10 protein-coding genes are annotated in these 19206 nt (G+C 63.2%); 2 read left to right on the top strand and 8 right to left on the bottom strand.

Going from position 1 to position 19206, the window contains the following annotated elements:
• Positions 1-80: 80 nt before the first annotated feature.
• The 6 genes from ACFWYE_RS23335 to hutI form a co-directional block, all read right to left on the bottom strand.
• Entirely contained in the window at positions 81-8642 is an 8562-nt protein-coding gene (locus ACFWYE_RS23335; protein ID WP_379114650.1) for a GH36-type glycosyl hydrolase domain-containing protein, read from the bottom strand.
• Between the two features lie 280 nt (positions 8643-8922).
• Entirely contained in the window at positions 8923-9498 is a 576-nt protein-coding gene (locus tag ACFWYE_RS23340) for a HutD family protein (protein WP_379114652.1), read from the bottom strand.
• A gap of 4 nt (positions 9499-9502) precedes the next feature.
• On the bottom strand, positions 9503-11179 hold the full coding sequence (hutU, locus tag ACFWYE_RS23345; protein ID WP_379114654.1) for a urocanate hydratase: 1677 nt from the start codon (positions 11177-11179) through the stop codon (positions 9503-9505).
• A 19-nt stretch (positions 11180-11198) separates the two neighbouring features.
• Positions 11199-12017, bottom strand: a complete 819-nt coding sequence (hutG, locus tag ACFWYE_RS23350; RefSeq protein ID WP_379114656.1) for an N-formylglutamate deformylase — start codon at positions 12015-12017, stop codon at positions 11199-11201.
• A complete protein-coding gene (gene hutH / locus ACFWYE_RS23355; RefSeq protein WP_379114658.1) occupies positions 12014-13558 on the bottom strand; it encodes a histidine ammonia-lyase in 1545 nt (514 codons plus the stop codon). The genes hutG and hutH overlap by 4 nt, the downstream gene beginning before the upstream one ends.
• A complete protein-coding gene (gene hutI / locus ACFWYE_RS23360) occupies positions 13555-14787 on the bottom strand; it encodes an imidazolonepropionase (protein ID WP_379114660.1) in 1233 nt (410 codons plus the stop codon). The genes hutH and hutI overlap by 4 nt, the downstream gene beginning before the upstream one ends.
• Positions 14788-14888: 101 nt before the next feature.
• Between hutI and ACFWYE_RS23365 the strand changes: the two genes are divergently transcribed.
• Both ACFWYE_RS23365 and hutC read left to right on the top strand, forming a co-directional pair.
• On the top strand, positions 14889-16244 hold the full coding sequence (locus ACFWYE_RS23365) for a formimidoylglutamate deiminase (protein ID WP_379114662.1): 1356 nt from the start codon (positions 14889-14891) through the stop codon (positions 16242-16244).
• A 38-nt stretch (positions 16245-16282) separates the two neighbouring features.
• Positions 16283-17008 carry a histidine utilization repressor gene (gene hutC, locus ACFWYE_RS23370; RefSeq protein WP_379071367.1) on the top strand — a complete coding sequence of 242 codons (726 nt, stop codon included), beginning with the start codon at positions 16283-16285 and terminating at the stop codon, positions 17006-17008.
• 3 nt (positions 17009-17011) lie between these two features.
• Here hutC and ACFWYE_RS23375 read toward each other — a convergent pair whose 3' ends face one another.
• Positions 17012-17413 (bottom strand): GNAT family N-acetyltransferase, encoded by a 402-nt coding sequence (locus ACFWYE_RS23375; protein WP_379114664.1) that lies wholly within the window; start codon positions 17411-17413, stop codon positions 17012-17014.
• Between the two features lie 125 nt (positions 17414-17538).
• Positions 17539-19068: a DEAD/DEAH box helicase gene (locus ACFWYE_RS23380; RefSeq protein WP_379114666.1), complete on the bottom strand. Its 1530-nt coding sequence runs from the start codon at positions 19066-19068 to the stop codon at positions 17539-17541.
• Positions 19069-19206: the final 138 nt, after the last annotated feature.

Raw genomic sequence — 19206 nt, forward strand, 5'->3', positions numbered from 1 at the left:
TGCGGCAGACACCCATTGCTGCCGCATTTTTGAGCAACCGGAGGCCTTTCCAAAGGCCTCCGGAACCATTTCCGCCTCTATCAGGCTGGAATCTTGACAATAATCTCGCTGGAACCGCCATCCTTCAGGTCGAAAGCGTTACCTTTCACCTTGGCCCCATCAACCTCCAGCGAGATGGTCTTGGTGCCCTTGGCGCGTACCACACGGACGGCGTGTTCGGTGCCGCCGATCTTGAGCTTCGCCGAATAACCTTCCCATTCCTTCGGCAGTTTCGGGGTGATCTCGATGCGGTTGCCACGCCGCTCGATGCCGAGGATCCCTTCCACAGCGGCACGATAGAGCCATCCAGCCGAGCCGGTATACCAGGTCCAGCCGCCACGGCCGCCCTTGCCTTCACCGGCATAGATGTCGGCCGCAACCACGTAGGGTTCAACGCGATAGTGTTCGGCTGCCGCATCATCCAGTGCGTGATTGACCGGATTGAGCATCGAGAAGCAGCGGTAGGCCTCGTCGGTCCGGCCCATCTCGGCCAGCGCGATGACGAACCACGTCGCGGCGTGCGTATACTGGCCGCCATTTTCGCGCACGCCTGGTGGATAGCTCTTGATGTAACCGGGATCCTTCTCCGTCCTGGAGAAAGGTGGCGTGAACAACTTCACGATCTTGAGCTCGTCGTCGACGAGATATTTGACCGCCTGATCCATCGCTGTCTGCGAGCGGGCGGGGTCGCCCTCACCCGACAGCACGCTCCAAGATTGCGCGATCGAGTCGATCTTGCATTCGTCGGACCTGCGCGAGCCGAGCGGCGAACCATCGTCGAAACTGCCGCGGCGGTACCACTCACCGTCCCATGCCGCATTCTCCAGCGCCCGCTTCAGGCTGGCCGCATGCGCTTCCCAGGCCTTGGCACGTTTGGCATCGCTTTGCGATTTGGCCACCGGAGCAAAGTCCGTGAGCGTCCTCAGCAGGAACCAGCCCAGCCAGACGCTCTCGCCCTTGCCGCCGATACCGACGCGGTTCATGCCGTCATTCCAGTCGCCGCCGAGGATCAGCGGCAGGCCGTCGACACCGGTTCTCTGGATGGCGAGATCCAATGCCCGCGCGCAGTGTTCATAGAGTGGAACACTCGTCTTCGAGACCTGCGGTTCGAAGAAGGAATCGTGCTCGCCCTCGGCCAGCGGCTTGCCCTCGATGAACGGCAGCGCTTCCTTCAGGATCGCCTTGTCTCCGGTGACGAGGATGTAACGTGAGACGGCATGAGCCAGCCAGACGACATCGTCTGAGATCATCGTGCGCACGCCGGCACCGGTACGAGGCAGCCACCAATGCTGTACGTCGCCTTCCGGGAACTGCCGCCGGGCTGCGTTCAGGATCTGCTCGCGTGCCAGCGACGGGTCATGGGCCAGCAGGGCCAGCGTATCCTGCAGCTGGTCGCGGAAACCGAAGGCGCCGCTCGCCTGGTAGAAGGCCGAGCGCGCACGGATGCGGCAGGCCAATGCCTGGTACGGCAGCCAGTGGTTGACCATGGCGTTGAGCGCCTTGTCCGGCGTCTCGACCTGGATCGTATCGAGGAAACCACGCCAGCTGCGTTCGTTCTCGGCCAGCCTTTTGTCGAAATCCCTGGCACGATGCGTCTTGACCAAAGCGCTTGCTTCTTCGGCGGAACCCGCATCCCCCATCAGCCAGAGCAAGGTCACGTCGCCGCCTGCTGGAATGTCGACATCGCGCGACAGAGCAGCGCACGGATCGTCGCCCGCCTCGACGCGGCCGGACAAGGCCACGCCCGCGACGGCGGACTGCGGCATCGCCGTGCTTCCGTCGCGGCCGAGGAACTCCTGCCTGTCGGCCGTGAACGACTGCGGCTCGCGATCGCTGGCCAGGAAAGCCACACGGTCACTGAAGTCGAGCCCATACGGGTTCTGCGCAAGCAGGGCTCCGGTGGCCTCGTCGCGCTGCGAGAGGATTGTGGCCGCCGTTTTCGAACGATGGCTGCCCAGCACCCATTCAGCATAGGCGTAGATGCGCAACCTGACGGGTGTCGATCCGGCATTCTGGATGCGCAGGCGCGAAATGCGTACCGGGTCGGCGGGATCGACGACGTGGGTCAGATCCATCGACAGTGCGCCGCGCTTGGTTCGGAACGTCGAGAAACCCTGCCCATGCCAGGCTTCGTAGACCATGGCCGGGTCGCGCAGCATCGCGGCCGTCGGTGAGTAGGATTCACCGCTGCCGAGATCGTGGATGTAGATGCCTTCACCTGGACGGTTCGTGACCGGGTCATTCGACCAGGGCGTCAACTGATAGTCACGACTGTTGCGGCTCCAGGTGAACCCGGCGCCTTCCGCCGAGGTATGGAAGCCGAAAGCCTCGTTCGAGACCACATTGATCCAGGGTTGCGGAGTCGAGCGTTCCCCCGTCAGGCGAACGACGTAGTGACGGCCATCACTGTCAAAGCCGCCATAGCCATTCCAATAGTCGAGACCACTGCCATCTGCAGATGTCGCGCCATCCTTCCTGACTGGCTTCCGCAACACCGGCGCAGATGTCTCACGAAGCGCCACGGCACCACCAGGATGCAAGGCATCGCGTGCCTGGATCGCTGCGGTCTCGGCGCGCTCGATCTGATCGAAGATCGTGCCATTGCGGGTGTGCAGCACCACACGTGCGACCGCGAGCAGCGTCTTGTACGTGGTCTCGTCCATCAGATCGCGGCGCACCGCGAAGATGTGCTGACGCGAACCGAACTCGTTGCCGCGCAGCCGGCTGTTTTCGCAAAGCGCATCGATCGCCTGCTGCAGGTCCTGCACATAGGACGATGCCTGCTCATTGACGATGACGAGATCCGCCGTCATGCCGCGTGCCCGCATGTATTCCTGAAAACGCAGCGCCTCGGCAACGATCTCCAGGTCGGCAACGTCGCCGATACGCACCGCAAAGATCGGGAAGTCACCTGAAATGCTGGTCGGCCACAGGCTGGACTGACGACCGAGCCCCGGAGCAATCGCATCCGAAGGCAGACGCAGGAACGGATCCGGATAGATCAGATAACGCGCGAGCTTCTGCACGTTGGACGCATCCGTCAGGCTCAACCCCATATGGCGGGTCTGCACCTGCGAACGGGTCCAGGCCAGCATCGACTGGCGGGCGAAGCTCTCGGCATGGTCAAGCCGCGCAATTGCCTCGTCCAGCTCCGTACGGTTGGCCCCCGTGACGGTCCAGAAAGTGAGCGATATCTTCTTGTTCGCCGGCACCCGCACCCGACGCCGCAGTGCGGCAACGGGATCCAGCGTGAACCCGGCATGTCCTTCCAGTCGAGCACCCGGATCGAAGGCAGCGGCATCAGCGATGGTGCGACCGCGGCCAATGAATGCACGGCGATCGGTCTCGGCCTCACCATCACGGGCAAGCCCGGACGGGTCGGTCACGAAATGAGCGGCAGCGATGTCCGGCTCGCCGGCGTCGCGCTTGCGCCGCGTTGCGAAGATGGCGTTGTTGTTCGGCGCGATCTCGGTTTCGATGAACATCTTAGAGAAGGCGGGATGGGCGTAGTCCGCCGCCTCCTGACCTAGCACCAGCTCAGCGAACGAAGTCACCTCGATATGCCGGTCGGTGGCTCCGTCGTTGTAGAGCGTCACCCGCCTGCCTTCGCCATTGCCTTCCGAAATGACGATGCATTCAACCTCGGAGCGCAGTGAGTGCACGGTCTTGATGAAGGTCGCCTTGTCGTCGGAGAACTGTGCCTGTGCGGTTTCACCCGGCACACGCTTCGGCTCAACCGTCGCCGACCACCAGTCACCGGTGTCGGCGTCACGCAGGAAGATATAGGAGCCGAGCCGGTCCTCGACCGGGTCAGGCTGCCAGCGGGTGACAGCAAAGTCGCCCCAGCGCGAGTAACCGGAACCGGTCGCCGTCACCATGACGGAGTAACGCCCGTTCGACATCAAATTGGTGGCGCGCAGCGCCCAGGCCGGATCGAGCACCACACGCATGTCGGGGGTCTGCGCCTCGGTCTCGTCGGCGACAGCCTGCTCCTCGGCGTCCGTACGCACCGTATCAGCCGGAATCTCGCGCGGCGCCTTCTCCTGCAGCAGCAGTTCGGCGGATTCGATCACCGGGTCGCTGTGGAAGCGATCACGCAGGCGTCCTTCGAAGACGGCATCGGCGATGGCTGCGATCGACATACCGGAATGGTGCGCGAAGTAGTTCTGCACGACCGCGCAGGTCGCGCCTTCCGGCACACGCTGCGGCGTGAAGTCAACGGCATCGTAGTAACCGTGGCGGCCGAGTGCGCCGATCTCCTTCAGGCGCTTCAGATTGGCAACGGCCTCGCGCGGCAGGAACTGCGCGCTCAGGATGGTGGCGTAAGGCGCGATGACCGTGTTCTGGCCGAGACCACGCTTGAGTCCGAGGCCTGGCACACCAAAGTTGGTGTACTGATAGTTCATCTCGCGGTCGCGGGCATTGTATGCAGCTTCGGAGATGCCCCACGGCACCCCCTTCGAGCGGCCGTACTGGATCTGGCGCTTGATGATGAGCTGGCTGGTCTGGTTGAGAATCGAGCCCTGGGGTTCCTTCATCACCAATGGCGGCATCAGATATTCGAACATCGAGCCGGACCAGGACATCAGCGCGCCCCGGAAGCCGATCTCGACGATCGGGCGGCCCAGGCGGAACCAGTGCTCGGTCGGCAGGTCGCCCTTGGCGATGGCGAACAGGCTGGTCAGGCGGCATTCGGAAGCGAGCAGGTCGTAGCAGGCCTCGTCAAGCTGGCGCTCCTCGACACGGTAGCCGATCGACAGCAGCTTACGGTCCTGCCGCAGCAGGAAGCCGAATTCCATTTCGAACGCATAGCGGCGGGTGCGTTCGTGCAGTTCGAGCAGCTTGGCACGCATGGCCTGGACCGACTTTTCGTCGGCCTGGGCATCCTGCACATGCGCCTCGCAGGTGGCTTCCAGCCGCGCAGCCCAGTCGACGATGATGTCGCTGGCCGTCGACTTGGCCTCGGCGTGGATGGCTGCGGCGAGCTTGCGGATCTCTCCTGCGAGCACCGTCAGGTTGACGGTACGAGCCAGGGCCATCTCCGGCTGTGCCTTGATCGTGCGCACGGCGCGGCGCATCCCGTCCAGCCGATCGGCGAGACGTTGACGCAACGGCCTGAGCTGGCGGCGGTCATCCGGCAATTCATCCAGGCTTTCGTCCAGGATTGCGACCGTGTCCAGCACGCCTTCGACGTCGCCATGCAGGTGGACGGACGGTGCCTCCGCCCATTCGGTGCAGGTCGCGGCGACCGTCACCAGATGGCCGGCCAGATTGCCGCTGTCGACCGCGGAAATGTAGGTCGGGCGCAACGGATTGAGCGTCGTCGTCTCGTACCAGTTGTAGAGGTGGCCGCGGCTGCGCTCCATGCGCTCGATGGTCGACATGGTGGCATCGATGCGCGCGATTGCTTCCGAAAGACTGATCCAGCCGAAATCGCGCGCCGATACAACCGACAGCAGGTAGACGCCGATGTTGGTGGGCGAGGTGCGCGAGGCGATAACCGGCTTCGGGTTTTCCTGGAAGTTGTCCGGCGGCAGATGGTTCTGCTCGGCTGTTACGAAGTTCTCGAAGTAATGCCAGGTGCGGCGGGCGGCTATGCGCAACGCGTGCACATCCTGCGGCAGCAGGTGCAGCCTGTCCTCCGTTTCGGCCGAGCGGCTGACCAGCCAGGCGAATGCCGGCGATCCGATCCAGAACAGCGCGAAGGCAAAGGCGACGAACGCGCCGGTTGAATCGTCGAGAACCGGAATGGCGAGGCCGACGGCGCCAATGATCACGGCGCCATACATCATCGAATAATAAGAGCCGATGTCGTTGCCGCTGCCCTGATGCGCCTGCGAGGCGGTGCGCCATTCGAGCAGGTTCTTGCGACTGACGAAGAGACGATAGAGCGTACGGATGATGGCATCGCCCATCATCCAGGCCTGATGCGCCATCAGCACGATCTTCAGCGCCACCATCGCGGTGCCGAAGGCGATGTCATGCACGAGCGCAGAGAAATGACCGCGCGGCGTGGCGTCGCTGTTCTTCGGGATGATCGCGTTGACGATGTCGAAGGTGGGCGCCATGAACAACGTCAGGATCAGCAGTCCCTGCCACTGGGCGGCCTGCGTGAAAGGCAGCAACGTCCAGCCGGCGATCGCCGCCATCACCCAGAAGATCGGGGTCAGCGAGCGACGCAGATTGTCGATCATCTTCCAGCGGGACAGCGCCGGAACACCCGAGCGCGGATCGAATATGAAACTCAGCAACTGCCAGTCGCCACGCGCCCAGCGATGGGTGCGCGAGGCGTCGACCCAGTAGCGGGTCGGATAGTCCTCGACCAGTTCGACATCCGTGACGAGTGCCGAGCGGGCCAAAGCGCCTTCGAGCAGATCATGGCTGAGCACGGTGTTGTCTTCGATACGCCCCTTGAGCGCCGCCTCGAAGGCGTCGATATGGTAGAGCCCCTTGCCGGTGAAGGAACCGTCGCCGAACACGTCCTGATAGAGATCAGAAACGGCGAAGACATAGGGGTCGAGACCGCGATTGGCCGAGAACACGCGCTGGAAGAACGACGCTTCGTCGCCGGTGGTGAGCGAAGGCGTGATGCGCGGCTGCATGATCGCGTAGCCGGCCGTGACCCTGCGCTTCTCCGCATCGAAATGCGGCTTGTTCATCGGGTGGCACATCTTGCCGATCAGTTTCGAAACGGCATCGCGCGTCGTGCGGGTATCGGCGTCCAGCGTCATGACATGCACGACGTTATCGGGCAGTGGCGTTTCCAGCGGCAGGAAGGTGGTGTCCTTGTCACCACGCAGCAAAAGGTTCAGTTCGTGCAGCTTGCCGCGCTTGCGCTCCCAGCCCATCCAGCGACCCTGCGCAGGGTTGTAGAGGCGGCGGCGGTGCAGCAGATAGAAACGTGGCGCGCCTTCGGTCGGATAACGCAGGTTGAGTTCCGCGATCTGACTGCGGGCAAATTCGAGGATTTCCGTATCGTTGGTGCTGATCTCCGATTTGCTGTCCGGCCAATCCGAAAGCAGCGCGAAATGAAGTTCGCCCGACATGTTGGCGAGGTGGTGCACTTCGATGTTGCGGACATTTTCCTCGACATCGTCGCGTGAGCCGATCAGCGATGGCACGACGACAAGCGTTCGTGCCTCAGCCGGAATGCCGTCCTTGTACTCATAGCCGACGAGACGTGTCGGCTTCAGGAACAGGAGGAAGACGGTATTGAAAAACGCCAGCGCACCTTCACTCGCCGGCACCGCGAACAGCACCAGCATCAGCGTTATGCCCCAGAGCGGCAGTCCCAGCGCTGCCAACGCACTGCCGGACAACCAGAGCAGAAGCGCCGTCAGCAGGAAGACAGGCAGCACGATGCCCAGCCATCCGGTCTTGCGGAAAGCGCGCAGGAAACTGCGCGCCACACTCGGCGAATAGCCGATCGCCTTTTCGAGTTCAGGCCGGCGTGAGCCAACGAGGAAGAAGCCGATATCGGTGGTGTCGGCAGCATCCACAGCTTCGCCTGCAGCTTCCTTGGCCGCTGCCGCCATGTCGGTTGCCTGTTCGGCGACGCGGTATTCCGACTGCTTCGAACGCTTGGCGAGGTCCTCGATCTCGGTGCGGTACTGATCCCTCGAAGGGAAGTCGAGCTCGCTGAAATTGGTCCGTTCGCGCAACAGCGCATCGATGCGGCTGACGCCCTCGAACCAGATCGTCCAGTCGACGTCGTTGATGAGGCGCAGGCCGCGGATGATGTTGCCGGTGGTGACGTTGCCGCTCGACAGTGTCTGGTGCTCGGCGATGGTGATCTTTTCGGCGTCGGTGCCGGACTTCTCCAGTTCGGCTTCCAGCCATTCGAGCGCCCTGCCCGCATTCTGCGAGCCGTCGCGCAGTCGGTAGAGAAGCTGCGTCGCGAATGAGGTGTCGGCGGCCTGGGCCTGATACTTATCCAGGATCGCCTGCCGGTCGGCACTGTCCCCGGCGGCCAGCACGCGGTCGGCAACGTCGTTGGCGATGAGGCGCAGATCCCTCGAACGATTGACCCGAACGGCGAGCCGGCGAAGGTTCTCGATCAGCACGAAGCGCAGCAGCGATGGCAAGACCCAGATCTCGCCGATCTTCATCGGTTCGACCGACTGGAAGCCCTCGACGATCGCCTTGAACATCTGCGCCGAGACAGAACTGTCCGAATGGGCGACATAAGCCCACGCCAGCGCCAGGGCGCGCGGCACGCTGACGCTGTCTGACAGCTTCAAAGTCGGCAGTTGCCGGTAGAAACGGCGCGGCAGGTCTCGCTTGATCTGATAGATCGTCTCCTCGACCAGATAATTGTTGTCGAGAAGCCACTGTGCGGCTGGCGTAACCGTCTCGCCCCTTGCCTGGGCGGCATTGGTCAGCTTGTAGACTTCGAGGATCTTCCTGGCGCTTTCGCGGATGCGCTTCTGGAAGTCGAAAGGTTGCAGACCCGCAAGATCGGAGACGTCGCCTCTGGCGAGGCTTTCACCCAGCGCCCGCAACCTGTCTTCGGGCAGAAACTGTGACCGGATCGGCTCTTCCGCTGCGGCGGGGAAACGCGCTGTGGCGGTCCGGATCTCGGCGGGGCTGGTCTGAATATTCATCAAGCAATCCGTGCGGTGGGGACCGGTCGCGGCGCGACCGCAGCGCCCCCGGTGTCTGACATCGATTTACAGGTGATTGATTGCATAGCAAAGCGGGTCGAACGAGCTTGTTCAGTCTTCCCGTCAAGATTAGCGGACGTTGCCTTGCCGACAACCGTGGTACTCGCGCTCATGCTCACAACGGAAAGGAGCGAATGGCAAGGATTCCGGCAATTTCGTGATGGCGCAACCGCCCGACCCGATATTTCGGGCCAGGTTCGATAACGCTTGGAAACAGCTTTTAATCGTTTTGGATGGAGATCAGGAAAACTGTGGCGTGCGCCAGGGGACGAAGTGACAAGGCCTGCCCCGCCCCGTCGAGCCACAATGTGTCACGAGCACCGAGCGCAAGTGCCGGCGATTCGCCGATCTGAATGACGCCTTCGTCGCAGAAGACGAGTGTGATAGCGGTTTGCGTGGCGAGGTCCTGCGGCTCCGAGAGCGACAGGCGACGGACCGTGTGGCGCACACGGCCACGACGGGTCATCACATTGAGGTCGGTAATGGGTCCCGCCGGCAATGTCGCTTCGGTTGCCGCATCGGCGGGAAAGAGCAAAGGGGCGCTGGCACGCGTCAGCTCGACGGCTTCGCGGCCAGCGATCGAGAGCGTCATGCCTCCGCCTTCGAGGATCGAAAGCGTGCGGTCAATACCGGCGAAAACGGAAAAGGGTCCACCGGCTTCGACGCGCGCCATGGAGATGCGCCAGTCGAAATCATCAAGCCCGGCGCCGGCCGGCGAGACGACGATCTCGGTCGTCGTCCCGCCGCCGTTCTTCCACGGCATGGATCGATAGTCGCTGGCGCGGAGGATGCGCATACGTTTAGCCGAGAATGCCCGGCAGGTTGAGCTGATGCTCCTTCGCACACTCGATGGCGATGTCGTAGCCGGCATCGGCATGGCGCATCACGCCGGTCGCCGGATCGTTCCACAACACCCGCTCAAGACGGTGTGCCGCATCCTCGGTGCCATCGCAAACGATGACCATGCCGGAATGCTGCGAGAAGCCCATGCCTACGCCGCCACCATGGTGTAGCGACACCCAGGTCGCGCCCGAGGCCGTGTTGAGGAGTGCGTTGAGCAGCGGCCAGTCGGACACCGCGTCCGAGCCATCCTTCATCGCTTCCGTTTCGCGGTTCGGCGAAGCGACGGAGCCGGAGTCGAGATGGTCGCGGCCGATGACGACAGGCGCCTTCAGTTCGCCCCTGGCGACCATTTCGTTGAAGGCGAGACCAAGACGATGGCGGTCGCCGAGGCCGACCCAGCAGATGCGCGCCGGCAGCCCCTGGAACTTGATGCGCTTCTGCGCCATGTCGAGCCAGTTGTGCAGGTGCTTGTTGTCGGGCAACAGCTCCTTCACCTTGGCGTCGGTCTTGTAGATGTCCTCCGGGTCGCCCGAGAGTGCGGCCCAGCGGAACGGACCGATGCCGCGGCAGAACAGCGGTCGGATATAGGCCGGCACGAAGCCGGGGAAGTCGAAAGCGTTCTCGACCCCCTCCTCCAGCGCCATCTGGCGGATGTTGTTGCCATAGTCGACGGTCGGGATGCCCATCTTGTGGAAGTCGAGCATTGCCTTGACGTGAACGGCCATGGACTTCTTCGCTTCCCTGGCGACGGTCTTGGGATCGCGCTCACGCTTCTCTTCCCACTCTGCGACCGTCCAGCCCTGCGGCAGATAGCCATTGACTGGATCGTGAGCAGAGGTCTGGTCGGTGACGGCATCCGGCTTTACGCCGCGACGTACCAGTTCGGGGAAGACATCGGCAGCATTGCCAAGCAGGGCGACCGAAATGGCCTTCTTTTCCTTGCCAGCCTTGTCGAGAATGGCCAGAGCGTCATCGAGATCCTTGGCCTGCACGTCGACATAACCGGTCTTCAGGCGCATCTCGATGCGCGAAGCCTGGCATTCCACGGCAAGGCAGGATGCGCCTGCCATGGTTGCGGCCAGCGGCTGCGCGCCGCCCATGCCGCCCAGGCCCGCCGTCAGGATCCAGCGGCCTGACAGGTCGCCATTGTAATGCTGGCGACCCAACTCGACGAAGGTCTCGTAGGTACCCTGAACGATGCCCTGCGAGCCGATATAGATCCAGGAGCCGGCCGTCATCTGGCCGTACATCATCAGGCCCTTCTTATCGAGCTCGTTGAAGTGGTCCCAGGTAGCCCAGTGCGGCACCAGGTTGGAATTCGCGAGCAGGACGCGCGGCGCGTCCTTGTGCGTCCTGAACACGCCAACCGGCTTGCCCGACTGCACCAGCAGCGTCTCGTCGGCTTCCAGGTTGCGCAGCGCGCCGACGATACGGTCGAAGCTTTGCCAGTCGCGAGCCGCGCGACCGATGCCGCCATAGACAACCAGCTCGCCGGGCTTTTCGGCGACGATCGGGTCGAGGTTGTTCATCAGCATGCGCAGCGGTGCTTCGGTCAGCCAGCTCTTGGCGGTCAGCTCGGTGCCGGTTGCGGCACGAATGGTGCGGGAATTGTCGATACGGGTGTGTTGGGTCATGCGAATGCTCCCTCGAAAATCAGGCCTTCGCCCAGTTGAGTGCGGTCGTCAGTATCTCGGTCAATGTCTTGCGCATCGGCGCAGCGAAATCCGGGTCATAGCGGCTCGGCCAGTTCGCCTGATCCACCCTGCCCTCCGGCTCCAGCATGTAACCACGGCAGGAGAGTTCCATCTGCAGGGCATGGACGCCTGCTTCCGGATTGCCGTGATGACGCGTGATCCAGCCGCCCTTGAAGCGGCCATTGACCACGAATGGCCGCCCGGTAGCGGCCATGATGTCGGCGACCTGCTTTTCCAGCACGGGGTCGGTGCTGTTGCCGGAATTGGTGCCGAGGTTGAACAGCGGCAGCCTGCCCTCGAACAGCCGGGGAATGACCGAACGGATCGAGTGGCAATCATAGAGCACGATCTTGCCGTGCAGGCCGCGCAATCGGGTGATCTCGGTTTCCAGTGCCGCGTGGTAAGGTTCGAAGTAGGTCCTCCGACGTTCGGCCACGTCTTCAGCGTTCGGCGCCCGCCCCGTCGTGTAGAGCGGCTCGCCATCAAAAGTCGTCGTCGGGCAAAGCTCGGTGGTGGCCTGCCCCGGATACAACGAAACACCCGAAGGATCGCGGTTCACGTCGATGATGGAACGTGAGATGCCGGTGCGCACGACAGTCGCACCGAGATCGATGGCGAAGTCATAGAGTTTTTCGATCCACCAGTCGGCATCTCGACGGGCCAGCCAGGGCGAAACGAAATGATCGTCAAGCCCGGCCAGGTCGAGACCGGTGTGCGGGATGCTGACCAGCAGCGGCGCCTCGCCGCGCTGGACCTCGAGCCATGAAGGCTGGGTCATCCGGCAGCTCCGCTGACAGCCGGCAGCCTGACCGCCTCTGCTGCCTTTGCAAGCGATCCGTCACGCACCAGGGCGATCGCCTTTTCCATGTCGGGATGGAAATGACGGTCGTCGTCAAGGTGCGGCACCTGCGCCCGCAGTACCTTGCGCACCGCCTCGAGCGGTTGGCTCGACGCCAGCGGCTGATGGAAGTCGCAGCCCTGTGCCGCGGCGAGCAGTTCGATGCCGATGACAGCGGTGGCATTCTCGATCATGCCGATGAGGCGGCGCGCGCCGTGCGCCGCCATCGAGACGTGATCTTCCTGGTTGGCCGAGGTCGGAATGGAGTCGACCGAGGCCGGATAGGCCTTCTGCTTGTTTTCCGACACAAGCGCGGCCGCCGTCACCTGCGGGATCATGAAGCCGGAATTGAGCCCGGGCTTCGGCGTGAGGAAAGCCGGCATGCCCGAAAGTGCCGGGTCGACCAGCATGGCGATGCGCCGTTCCGACAACGAACCGATCTCGCAGACGGCGAGCGCGATCATGTCGGCGGCGAACGCCACCGGCTCGGCGTGGAAGTTGCCGCCCGAAAGCGCGGTGTCATCCTCGGCGAAGATCAGCGGATTGTCGGTAACACCGTTGGCTTCGGTCTGCAGCGTATCGGCGGCCTTGCGCAACACGTCCAGCGCCGCGCCCATCACCTGCGGCTGGCAGCGCAGGCAATACGGGTCCTGAACACGTTCGTCGCCGACACGATGGGATTCGCGGATCGCGCTGCCGGCCATCAGGCTGCGCAAGGCGTCGGCCGTTTCGATCTGGCCGCGATGCTTGCGCAGCAGATGAATGCGCGGGTCGAAAGGCGCGTCCGAGCCCTTGGCCGCGTCGGTCGACAAGGCACCGGCGACAAGCGCCGACTGGTAGAGCACCTCGGCTTCGAACAGGCCGGCCAGGGCATAGGCTGTCGAGAATTGCGTGCCGTTGAGCAAGGCCAGGCCTTCCTTGGCACCAAGTGTCACCGGTTCCAGCCCATGCGACGCAAAGGCGACCCTGGCCGGTACGCGGCCATGCGGGGTGAAGCATTCGCCGACACCGATCATCACCGCAGTCATGTGAGACAGCGGGGCAAGATCGCCGGAAGCGCCGACGGAACCTTGTGCCGGCACGACCGGAATGACGTCGTTTGCCAGCATCTTCTGCAGCAGGTCGATGGTCTGCTGACGCACGCCCGAGGCGCCCTGCGCCAGGCTCGCCATCTTTAGCGCCATCATCAGGCGCGCTACAGCAACCGGCATCGGTTCGCCAACGCCGGCGGCATGCGACAACACGATGTTGCGCTGCAGCGTTTCGAGATCGGCGGCGGGAATGCGCACGCTGGCGAGCTTGCCGAAACCGGTATTGATGCCGTAGACCGGCTCGCCCTTGGCGACGATGCGTTCGACCGCCTTGGCGCTGGCCTCGATCGCCGCCTTGCAGGCAGGGTCGAGTGCCGGCGTGGCGCCACGATAGATGGCACGCCAGTCAGCCAGCGTTGCATTGCCGGGCTTCAATACGAGTTCTGTCATTGTCCCCTCCAGATACGGGCATGGAGCGGATTGAAGCCCATGCGATAAACAAGTTCTGCTGGCCGCTCGATGTCCCAGATGGCGAGGTCGGCCCATTTCCCGGCTTCCAGCGTGCCGGTCTCGCCAAGCAACCCGAGCGCACGCGCTGCTTCGCGCGTCGTGCCGGCGATGCATTCCTGCACTGTCATGGCGAACAGTGTCGCCGCCATGTTCATGGTGAGCAGCAGCGAAGTCAGCGGCGAGGTGCCGGGATTGTTGTCGGTCGCCACCGCCATCTTCACGCTGTACTGGCGAAACAACGCGATCGGCGGCTTTCGGGTCTCGCGGATGAAATAATAGGCGCCGGGCAGGATACCGGCGACGGTGCCGGCCTTGGCCATTGCTGCTGCGCCAGCCTCATCGGTATATTCGAGGTGATCGGTCGAGAGCGCACGATAGCTTGCAGCAAGTGCAGCGCCGTTGAGATTGGAAAGCTGGTCTGCATGCAGCTTGACCGGCAGACCAGCCGCCTTCGCCGCCTCGAACACCCGCGCGATCTGTTCGGGAGAGAAAGCAATGCCTTCACAGAAGCCGTCGACCGCATCGGCCAGCCCTTCGGCGGCAATGGCCGGCAGCATCGTCTTCGCCACAAGGTCGATATAGGTGTCCTTGTCGCCGTTGGCTTCCGGCGGCAAGGCATGCGCGCCGAGGAAGGTCGTGCGCACCGTGACCGAGCGTTCGGCACCGAGACGACGCGCCGCCTTCAGGGACTTTTTCTCATTCTCGAGATCGAGGCCATAGCCCGATTTCACCTCGATCGTGGTGACGCCTTCGGCCATCAGCGCATCGAGGCGCGGCAGCGTCTGGGCAACGAGTTCATCCTCGCTCGCAGCCCGCAGCGCCTTCACGGACGAGACGATGCCACCGCCGGCACGCGCGACCTCTTCATAGGTCGCGCCGGCCAGCCGCATCTCGAACTCGTTGGCACGATTGCCGGCATGGATCAGATGCGTGTGACAGTCGATCAGGCCAGGCGTGATCCAGCGACCTTCACAGTCGACGACCTCGGCACCTGCGGGCGCGGCCGGCATATCCTTTTCGGAGCCGGCATAGACAATGCGGCCGCCGCTCGCCACGATGGCGCCATGCTCGATTTCACCAAGACCGGCAGCATTTTCAGCCAGCGTCGCCAGGCGCGCGTTGCGCCAGATGCGGCTTGCCCCTGCCCGGCCTTTCTCCTCCTCAGCCATAGCCTTTTTCCGCTTCACTCCGTCGAAATTATGTATATACATATTAAGACGCGACGCAAGTGTTAATGTCGCGCAGGTTACGGCAAGCGGAGGACGAAGGCGTGACGGCGATTTTTGCGGAACAGGCTCTTCTGAGCGACGGCTGGCGCAAGAATGTGCGCCTTATCATCGCCGATGGCGTGCTGATCTCCATTGAAGCTGACGCTGCCATCCGGGCCGGCGACGAACGGCACGCCATCGTTGTTCCCGGCATGCCCAACCTGCACAGCCATGCCTTTCAGCGCGGCATGGCAGGTCTTGCGGAAACGCGTGGCCCCGGCTCTGATTCATTCTGGAGTTGGCGCGAAGTGATGTATCGCTTCGCCCTGTCGATGACGCCGGAAGACGTCGAAGCAGTCGCCGCCCAACTCTATGTCGAGATGGTGGAGGCCGGATTTTCCCGGGTCGGCGAGTTCCACTATCTGCATCACGATCGGGACGGCAGGCCCTACGCCAACATCGCCGAAATGGCCGAGCGCATCGCGGCCGCGGCCAAGGCGACCGGTATCGGGCTGACATTGTTGCCGGTGTTTTATGCGCACTCGGGCTTCGGCGGCGGTGTACCGAACGAAGGTCAGCGCCGCTTCATCAATGATCTGAACGGGTTCTCCAGACTTCTCGAGAAATCGAAAGAAGCAGTAGCAGGGCTCGATCGGGCAGTTGTCGGTGTCGCTCCACACAGCCTGCGCGCGGCCACTCCGGAAGAATTGTCGGTGGTCGCCAAGCTTGAGCCAGAGGCGCCGGTCCACATCCACATCGCCGAACAAGTGAAGGAAGTCGAGGATTGTGTCGCATGGTCCGGCAAACGGCCCGTGGAATGGCTGCTGGAGAACCAGGCCGTCGACCGCCGTTGGTGTCTGATCCACGCCACGCATATGACGGATGACGAGACGATTGCCATGGCAAAGTCCGGCGCGATTGCCGGCCTGTGTCCGATCACCGAAGCCAATCTGGGGGACGGCACGTTCTCCGCCCCGTTGTTTTCGAGCCATGGCGGCCGTTACGGTGTCGGTTCAGACTCCAACGTTCTGATCGGCGTTGCTGACGAATTGCGCCAGCTCGAATATTCCCAGCGCATTTTCCACCGCGCCCGCAACGTGTTGGCTGCCCCCGGTCAGTCCAACGGCGAGAATCTGTTCACGCAGTCCTTGATGGGGGGAAACGCGGCTCTCGGCTTTGAGACAGCAGGCCTTGCGACCGGCATGCCAGCAGATTTCGTTTCGCTTGATGCCAACCATCCTTCGCTCGCCGGAAAATGCGGCGACGCGATCCTCGATACCTGGGTCTTCGCCGGCGGCACCCGCGTCGACTGTGCGTGGGTCCATGGTCGCAAGCTGGTGGAGAATGGCCGCCATTTCGCACGTGAGGCCATTGCCGAACGCTTCCGGAATGTGATGATGCGGTTGTCGGCCGGCTAAGGGCTGCCGGGATTCGAACAGCGGAGAACAGCAGGCTGATGAACACGACAACGGAACCGGCATCGCTTCATCAGCGCATCCTGTCCGACATCAGCGAAAAAATCCTGTCCGGCGTCTGGGCGCCGGGTCATCGCATTCCTTTCGAACACGAACTGACGGCCGAATATGGCTGCTCGCGCATGACGGTGAACAAGGCGCTGTCACAGCTCGCCAAGGCCGGCCTGATCGAGCGGCGCCGGCGTTCGGGCAGCTTCGTACGCCAGCCGCATTCCCAGGCCGCGATCCTCGAGATCCACGACATCCGCACCGAAGTGGAGGCAACCGGCCTGCCCTATCACTTCGAGCGTGTGTCGCGCCTCAAGCGCCGTTCCAGCACCGAAGATCGCGAACTGCTGGGCCTTGATGCCGCGGGACCGGTTCTGGCGGTGGAATGCCGGCACTTTGCCGGCAAGCGGCCGTTCTGTCAGGAAAGGCGGCTCATCAACCTGAGTGCCGTTCCGGAGGCGGAGGAGGAAGAGTTCCTGGAAATCAGCCCGAACCCCTGGTTGGTCGGACATGTTCCGTGGAATGCAGCCGAACACCGCATCCGCGCCATGGCCGCCGACGAAGGTGTTGCCTCGGCGCTCGATATCACGGCTGGTTCACCGTGCCTTGTCGTGGAAAGACGAACCTGGAATGCCGAACGCCCGGTCACGCAGGTGCGCTTCGTCTATGCTGCCGAAAGCCACGAGCTGGTCGCGCGTTTCGCGCCATCGCAGGGTTGAGCGTCAGCTCTCAAGGCCAGCCTGTTGAAGCCAACGATAGAGGATGTCAGGCTCGCGCTCGTCATTGTCGCGACCGTCGGTCTGCTGGATGGCCGTAAAGCCATGCTTCTCATAGAAGCGGCGCGCAGCCATGTTTTTCTGGAATGTCCAGAGCTGTAGTACCGGCCAGGCCGCCTTCGCCACATCGAGCAGAGCCACACCAATGCCTCGCTTCTGATGGCCCGGCAGAACATAGAGCTGATCAACCCACCCTTCCCGGAAAGCGATGAAGCCGATGATTTCACCGTCGACGGCGCCCCAGACCTCGCAGCTGGCATAGACCTGATTTTCGAAGAAGCGCCGGTCTTCTTGCGGGGTGTGAATTCCCGCCAGCCACGGCAGTCGCTCGTCGAACGCCTGCCGCAAAACGACAGCGACACGAGCCATGTCTTGCAAACCCAGGCGGCGTAAGGAAAGTGTCATGGATCAGACAAAGCCTAGGACAATAAGAGAATGGGGCCGATCCAAGCTGGACGGCCCCATTCTTTTGATCAGGCAGCCCGCGCAGCCGGCTTGCGGTTGAAACGGCGCTTACCGCGGAACGGCTTGCCGCCGTCGGGCTTGCGCTCGCCGTGTGGCTTGTCACCAAACGGCCGATCACCCTTGGGCTTGCCGTGGAAGTGGCGTTCGCCATTCGGCTTGGCTCTGAAGGGGCGGTCACCACTCTGGTTGCGCTCGCCTTGAGCGCCATTTTCGCCATCCGACTTGCCGGAGAACGGACGCCCGCCCTGCGGCTTGCCGCCGAAGCGCTTCTTGCCGAAGCCGTCATTACGCGACCTGCTGTCGCGACGTTCTTCACGCGCGCCGTCATTTGCCGGTGCAAAGTTGCGTTCACCCTGCGGACGCGGCTCACGGGCCGGGTCAGGCTGACCGAGGTGATCGGCCAGTACCGGCAACTTCATGCGGATGATGCGTTCGACCTGACGCAGCTTGCTGTTCTCGGACGGATCGACCAGCGTGATGGCGATGCCGTCGCGGCCATTGCGGCCGGTGCGGCCGATGCGGTGAACGTAGCTTTCAGCCTCGTCCGGCAGGTCGAAGTTCACGACATGGCTGATGCCGGGAACATCGATGCCGCGCGCGGCGATGTCGGTGGCGACCAGGATGCGCACCGAGCCATCGCGGAAGCCATTCAGCGCCTTCTGGCGAGCATTCTGGCTCTTGTTGCCGTGGATGACAGCAGCCTCGAAGCCGTCGCGCTCGAGATCCTTGGTGACACGATCCGCGCCATGCTTGGTGCGGGCGAACACGATCACCGAGCTCATGGCGTCGTCGGCCAGCATGTCGGACAGAACCTTGCGCTTCTGCTTGGTGCGGGCGAGCACGACACTCTGCACGATCTCGGCGGCCGTGGTGCCCTGCGGCGCCACTTCCACGCGCACCGGATCGCGCAGCAGGCTCTGCGTCAGCTGCTCGATCTCGCTCGGCATGGTGGCCGAGAACAGCGCGGTCTGCCTTGCCGGATGCGTGGCCTTGGCGATGCGCTTGACGTCGTTGATGAAGCCCATATCGAGCATGCGGTCGGCCTCGTCGAGAACCAGCCAGGTGGTCTCCGACAGGATGACATCCTTCTCGCGCACCAGATCCATCAGGCGGCCGGGAGTCGCGATCAGGAAATCCACGCCGGGACCGATCTTCTTGACCTGGCTGAAGCGCGAAACGCCACCCAGCACGAGCGCGGTGGAGATGTGCGCGCCTTTTGCGAGCACCTTGATCGTCTCTTCGATCTGGACGGCCAGTTCGCGGGTCGGTGCCAGGATCAGGGCGCGTGCCGTCTTCGGCCGGCGCTTGGTGCCGAGCGCGATGATGCGCGAGAGGATCGGCAGAGCAAAGGCCGCCGTCTTGCCGGAGCCGGTCTGGGCGATGCCCAGGATGTCCCGGCCAGCCAGCTGTGCGGGGATGGCCTGCTCCTGAATCGGCTTCGGCTCGGTGAAGCCTGCCGTGTTGGTGGCCTTCAGCAGTTGGCCGGAAATTCCGAGCTTGGCGAAGCCATTCAGCTCCGCATTGGTTTCATTGGTCAAAATAATCTTCTTTCGTGCGGCGATTGCCGCAAACAGCAATGGCGGCCGGGCGCAACCCGCCGTCAAAAACAGGAATGGGACGACAAGGAGGGCGGGCCAAAAAGCCCGCTCGGCTGCGCTGTCGTGCCCGCCGGCCTC

Source organism: Mesorhizobium sp. NPDC059025, from assembly GCF_042739655.1.
In the GTDB taxonomy this organism is placed as follows: domain Bacteria; phylum Pseudomonadota; class Alphaproteobacteria; order Rhizobiales; family Rhizobiaceae; genus Mesorhizobium.